This is a genomic window from Actinotalea sp. C106, assembly GCF_023630195.1.
Lineage (GTDB): Bacteria > Actinomycetota > Actinomycetes > Actinomycetales > Cellulomonadaceae > Actinotalea.
Genome location: NZ_JALPKN010000235.1, coordinates 1 through 4995, shown reverse-complemented (window position 1 = coordinate 4995; position 4995 = coordinate 1). Strand labels below are relative to the sequence as shown.

General features: G+C 74.3%; 8 protein-coding genes. 1 reads left to right on the top strand and 7 read right to left on the bottom strand.

Features of this window, described 5'->3' with window-relative positions:
* On the top strand, window positions 1–189 hold a 189-nt coding region (locus L0B03_RS13805; protein WP_250446745.1), incomplete at its 5' end, for a DUF3866 family protein.
* 36 nt (window positions 190–225) lie between these two features.
* On the opposite strand, the gene L0B03_RS13800 is transcribed toward L0B03_RS13805, so the two are convergent.
* The 7 genes from L0B03_RS13800 to L0B03_RS13770 form a co-directional block, all read right to left on the bottom strand.
* Window positions 226–702 (bottom strand): PH domain-containing protein, encoded by a 477-nt coding sequence (locus L0B03_RS13800; protein ID WP_250446743.1) that lies wholly within the window; start codon window positions 700–702, stop codon window positions 226–228.
* Between the two features lie 19 nt (window positions 703–721).
* On the bottom strand, window positions 722–1570 hold the full coding sequence (hisG, locus tag L0B03_RS13795) for an ATP phosphoribosyltransferase (RefSeq protein ID WP_250446740.1): 849 nt from the start codon (window positions 1568–1570) through the stop codon (window positions 722–724).
* Window positions 1571–1666: 96 nt separating this feature from the next.
* Window positions 1667–1930: a phosphoribosyl-ATP diphosphatase gene (locus tag L0B03_RS13790; protein WP_250446735.1), complete on the bottom strand. Its 264-nt coding sequence runs from the start codon at window positions 1928–1930 to the stop codon at window positions 1667–1669.
* An 89-nt stretch (window positions 1931–2019) separates the two neighbouring features.
* On the bottom strand, window positions 2020–2487 hold the full coding sequence (ribH, locus tag L0B03_RS13785; RefSeq protein WP_250446733.1) for a 6,7-dimethyl-8-ribityllumazine synthase: 468 nt from the start codon (window positions 2485–2487) through the stop codon (window positions 2020–2022).
* A complete protein-coding gene (ribB, locus tag L0B03_RS13780) occupies window positions 2484–3800 on the bottom strand; it encodes a 3,4-dihydroxy-2-butanone-4-phosphate synthase (RefSeq protein ID WP_250446730.1) in 1317 nt (438 codons plus the stop codon). The genes ribH and ribB overlap by 4 nt, the downstream gene beginning before the upstream one ends.
* A complete protein-coding gene (locus tag L0B03_RS13775) occupies window positions 3797–4480 on the bottom strand; it encodes a riboflavin synthase (protein ID WP_250446727.1) in 684 nt (227 codons plus the stop codon). Before L0B03_RS13775 ends, ribB begins: the two co-directional genes overlap by 4 nt.
* Window positions 4480–4995: RibD family protein (locus L0B03_RS13770; protein WP_250446725.1), on the bottom strand; the 516-nt coding region annotated here is incomplete at its 5' end. The genes L0B03_RS13770 and L0B03_RS13775, both read right to left, overlap by 1 nt.

The window sequence follows — 4995 nt, the reverse complement described above, 5'->3', positions numbered from 1 at the left end:
GCCCTGTGCCGGCCCGCCGGGCGGCACGAGCTGGTCGAGGTCGAGGCCGATGCCGCGCTCCGGGCGGACCTCGCCGGCGCCCCGGTCCGGCTCAGCACGATGGGACGCGGTCTCGACGAGGACCCCATGGCCTTCCTCGCCGCAGCCGTCTCCGGGGTCCACGCTGGGCGGATCGCCCCACCGGTCTGAGGGCAGCCGCGCGGGCCCCGCACCGCGGTCGCGGGATCAGTCGTCCCGCGCGGTCCGGGAGTGGTAGGCCACGAGCGTGGCCATCCGCTGGGCCTCGGCCGCCGCGAGGGCACCGTCCGCGGACTGCACGGCCATGACCGGCAGCACGTCCCCGTCGGCCAGGTCGAGCTGAACCCAGGGGCGGCCGTGACCGAAGCGCACCGAGACGATCTCCGCCCAGGTGACGTGCCGGCTGACCGCCAGGTTGCGCACCGTGAGTCCGGTCTCGTCGGGGTGGGCTGCCACCCCGGCCTGACGAGCCAGGAACCACACGATCAGCGCGCCGAAGGCCAGGATGCTCACCCGGCTCGCCGGGGTGTCCCATGACGGGGCTACCGAGGGCAGCCCGAGCACCAGGCCGATCGAGGTCACCGCCACGAGCACGGCCAGGCCGAGGCTGACGACCCTGGCCAGCCGGGGACGGAAGGGGCGGTGCAGACCCGGGGGGCCCTGCGGAGCCGGACGGTCGGTCATGGCACGCGGGGGGCGACTGTCAGAGCCGGCAGGCGTGGATCGAGGTGACCAGGATCGCACGCGCGCCCACGTCGTACAGCGCGTCCATCACACGGTTGGTGTGGTCGCGACGGACCATGGCGCGCACCGCGGCCCACTCCCTGTTGTGCAGAGGTGAGACCGTGGGCGACTCGAGGCCCGGGGTGATCGCGACCGCCGCGTCGACCAGCTCGAGCGGGACGTCGTAGTCCATCAGGACGTACTGGCGCGCGGTCAGCACGCCCTGCAGCCGCCGGGTCAGGACGTCGAGACCCTGGGGCTCGGGTCCCTCCTCGCGGCGTACCAGCACGGCCTCGGACCGCAGCAGCGGCTCCCCGAAGACCTCGAGCCCGGCGGCGCGCAGGGTCGAGCCGGTCTCCACGACGTCGGCGATGACGTCGGCGACACCCAGGCGGATGGCGGTCTCCACCGCGCCGTCGAGCCGGACGACCTCGGTGGGCGTGACGCCCTGGGACCGTAGGTGCTCGGTCACGAGCACCGGGTAAGAGGTCGCGACCCGCAGGCCGTCGATCTGCGAGACCTCGCTCAGGCGACCGGTCGGGGCCGCGAAGCGGAAGGTCGAGCCCGCGAAGCCGAGCTCGAGGTGCTCGACGGCCTCGGCCCCCGAGTCCAGGAGCAGGTCTCGGCCCGTGATGCCGGCGTCCACGGTGCCCTTGCCGACGTAGACGGCGATGTCCCGCGGGCGCAGGAAGAAGAACTCGACGTCGTTGTCGGGGTCGGGCAGGACGAGCTCTCGCGAGTCGCGGCGCTGGCGGTAGCCCGCCTCACGCAGCATCGCGGCGGCAGGCTCCGACAGGGAGCCCTTGTTGGGGACGGCGATCCTCAGCACGGTGGCCTCACGGGGTTGGGTTCTGCAGGGAGCGGGGGACGGAGCGCGACGCGCGGGCGAGCCGGTGCGGCCAGGGCCGCGGCGGTGGTCACCGGGTCACAGGTGGGCGTAGACGTCCTCGAGGGTCAGGCCGCGGGCGAGCATCAGCACCTGCAAGTGGTACAGGAGCTGGGAGATCTCCTCGGCGGTGCGCTCCTCACCCTCGTGCTCGGCGGCCATCCAGACCTCGGCGGCCTCCTCGACGACCTTCTTGCCGATCGCATGGACACCCGCGTCGAGCTGGGCGACGGTGCCCGACCCCTCGGGGCGGGTCGCGGCCTTCTCGGCCAGCTCGGCGAACAACGAGTCGAAGGTCTTCACGGTCCAGAGCCTAGACGCCCGAGACGGGCGGACCCGTCCTCGTCCAGGAGACGGAGGGCCCACCCGAGCCGCGGCGAGGAAGGCAGGGCTCAGACGCGTCGCAGCGTGAGGGCGGTCGCGACGGCTGCCTGCGCGGCCTCGGTGCCCTTGTCCTCACGGGAGCCGGGCAGGCCGGCGCGATCGAGGGCCTGGGCCTCGTCGTCGCAGGTCAGCAGCCCGAAACCGACAGGCACCCCCGAGCGCACCGAGACGTCCGTGAGGCCCTGGGTCGCGGCCGAGCAGACGTACTCGAAGTGCGGGGTGCCCCCGCGGATGACGACCCCCAGGGCCACGACGGCATCGACGCCGTTGCGCGCGACCCGGGCGGCAGCCACGGGCAGCTCGAAGGAGCCCGGGACCCGCACCTCGGTGACGTCCGTCACCCCAGCCTCGGCCAGTGCCCGTCGGGCGCCCTCGAGCAGCCCGTCCATCACGGTCGTGTGCCAGCTCGCGGCGACGATCGTGACGCGCAGCCCCCGGCCGTCGAGCTCGAGGGTCGGTGCTCCGGCTCCGCTCATCGTGGGTCCTCCTCGTGGTGGGACAGCAGGTGGCCCATCGCCACCGCCTTGGTGTGCAGGTACGCGGCGTTCTCGGTGGTCCGGCCCACCTCGAGGGGCAGCACCTCGTCGACCTCGACGCCGTGGGCCGTGAGCCCGGTGACCTTGGCCGGGTTGTTGGTCAGCAGGCGCACGGCACCCAGACCGAGGTCGTGCAGGATCGCCGCCGCGGCGCCGTACTCGCGACGGTCCGCGGGGAGCCCGAGCTCGAGGTTGGCCTCGACCGTGTCGCGCCCGGCGTCCTGGAGGGCGTACGCGTCGATCTTCGACAGCAGACCGATCCCGCGACCCTCGTGACCCCGGAGGTACACGACCGCGCCGCCCTCGCGCGCGGCCCGCTCGAGCGAGGCGTCGAGCTGGGGTCCGCAGTCGCAGCGCAGGGACCCGAAGGCGTCGCCGGTGAGGCACTCGGAGTGCACCCGGACGACGGGGAGAGCCGTCGGGGCCTGGACCCCGTCGGCCACGAGGGCCACGTGCCCGGCGCCCGTACGCAGGTCCCGGTACCCGTGCACCCGGAAGCGCCCGTGCCGGGTCGGCAACGTGGCGACCCCCGTGCCGTGCACGCGTCGGTCGGTGCCGATCGGCTCGGCCACCGCCGGCAGGTCCCCGTGGCGGCGACGCCAGGCGACCAGGTCGGCGATGGTCAGCAGCACCAGGCCGTGCTGCTCGGCGAGCTCGGCCGTCGCGTCCAGCCGCATCATCGACCCGTCGTCATGGACCAGCTCGGCGATGCCCGCCACGGGCTCGAGCCCGGCGAGACGGCACAGGTCGACAGCGGCCTCGGTGTGGCCGGCTCGGTGCAGCACTCCCCCGGGCACGGCACGCAAGGGCAGCACGTGCCCCGGTCGGATGACGCTCTGCGGGCCGGCCGCCCGGTCGGCCAGGACCCGGAGGGTGCGGGCCCGGTCGGAGGCCGAGATGCCCGTGGTCACGCCGTCGGCGGCGTCCACCGTCACGGTGTACGCGGTCCGCCGCGGGTCCTGGCTGTGCGGCACCATCAGCGGGAGCTCGAGCGCGTCAGCCCGATCCGAGGGCATCGGGGCGCACAGGTAGCCCGAGGAGTGGCGGATGGTCCAGCCGACCCACTCGCTGGTGGCGGACCCCGCCGCGAGGATGACGTCGGCCTCGTTCTCGCGGTCCGGGGAGTCGGCCACGAGCACGGGGCGGCCGGCTCGCAACGCCTCGAGGGCCTCCTCGACCGTCCCTAGGCGGATCGAGCGGGCGGGCACGTCCTCGACGCGCTCGGTGGCCGAGGTGCTGGTGGTCTCGCTCATCGTGCGGGTGCTCCGTCCTGCTGCGAGACGCGCCCGTCCGGGCCGTCCCCGGGCTGGGCTGCGTCGGTGGTGCGGGCGTCGGCACTGAGCCGGGCGCCCAGGAGGCGCTCGACGTACTTGGCGACCACGTCGACCTCGAGGTTGACCGGGTCGCCGGGCGCGAGCCGCCCCAGGGTTGTCGCCTCGAGGGTGGTGGGGATCAGCGAGATGCCGAAGCTCTCGTCGGTCACGCCGGTCACGGTCAGGGAGACCCCGGACACGGTGATCGAGCCCTTCTCGGCCACGTAGCGGCTGAGGTCCGGGGTGCAGGAGATGACGAGGTCGTCCCACCGCGGGCCCGGGTCACGGCTCAGGAGCCGACCTACTCCGTCCACGTGCCCCTGCACGAGGTGACCGTCGAGCCGGCCGTCGGCTCGCACCGCGCGCTCGAGGTTGACGGCCGCGCCGGGGGCGAGGGACCCCAAGGTGCTGCGCCGCAGGGTCTCGGGCATGACGTCGGCGGTGAAGGTCGCGTCGACCACCTCCCCCGTGACCGTCAGGCACACCCCGTCGACCGCGATCGAGTCGCCGACCCGGGTGCCTGGGGCGACCACGGGGCCGCGCAGGGTCAGGCGCGCGTCCTGCTCGCCCTGCACGACGGCCAGGACGGTGCCGATCTCCTCGACGATGCCGGTGAACATCAGCTCTCCTCCGTGGGGGTGCGGGCGGTCGTGCGGTCGGACGTCAGGGTGCGGGCGACGACGAGGACGTCCGGCCCGAGGGGTTCGGTGCTGACGGTCTCGAGCCGGAGGGCCTCGGTGATGGTCGAGATGCCGAGCGGCCCGACCGCTCCGGGCCCGGTGCCGAGCAGCACGGGTGCGAGGTACGCGTGGACCTCGTCCACGAGTCCCGCCCGGAGCAGCGCCGCGCTGAGGGTCGGTCCGCCCTCGACGAGCAGGTGACGCACCTCCCGTCGTCCGAGCTCGTGCAGGGCCTCGGCGACGTCGTGGGTGGCGAGCTGCACGAGCTCCCCCCCGGGCCCGTGCAGCCTCGCGGTGGCCGGGATCTCGCGGGCACCGAGCACCACCCGCAACGGCTGGTGCGCACTCAGGCCGCCGTTCGCGTCACGGGCCGTGAGGGCGGGGTCGTCGGCGAGGGCCGTCCCCGTCCCGACCGCGATCGCGTCGACCTGGGCGCGCACCGCGTGGGCGTGCGC

What these genes read in the sequence shown, in the direction of transcription:
- L0B03_RS13800 (WP_250446743.1), bottom strand. Translation starts at nt 702, where the DNA reads ATGACCGACCGTCCGGCTCCGCAGGGCCCCCCGGGTCTGCACCGCCCC.
- ribH (WP_250446733.1), bottom strand. Translation starts at nt 2,487, where the DNA reads ATGAGCGGAGCCGGAGCACCGACCCTCGAGCTCGACGGCCGGGGGCTG.
- ribB (WP_250446730.1), bottom strand. Translation starts at nt 3,800, where the DNA reads ATGAGCGAGACCACCAGCACCTCGGCCACCGAGCGCGTCGAGGACGTG.
- L0B03_RS13775 (WP_250446727.1), bottom strand. Translation starts at nt 4,480, where the DNA reads ATGTTCACCGGCATCGTCGAGGAGATCGGCACCGTCCTGGCCGTCGTG.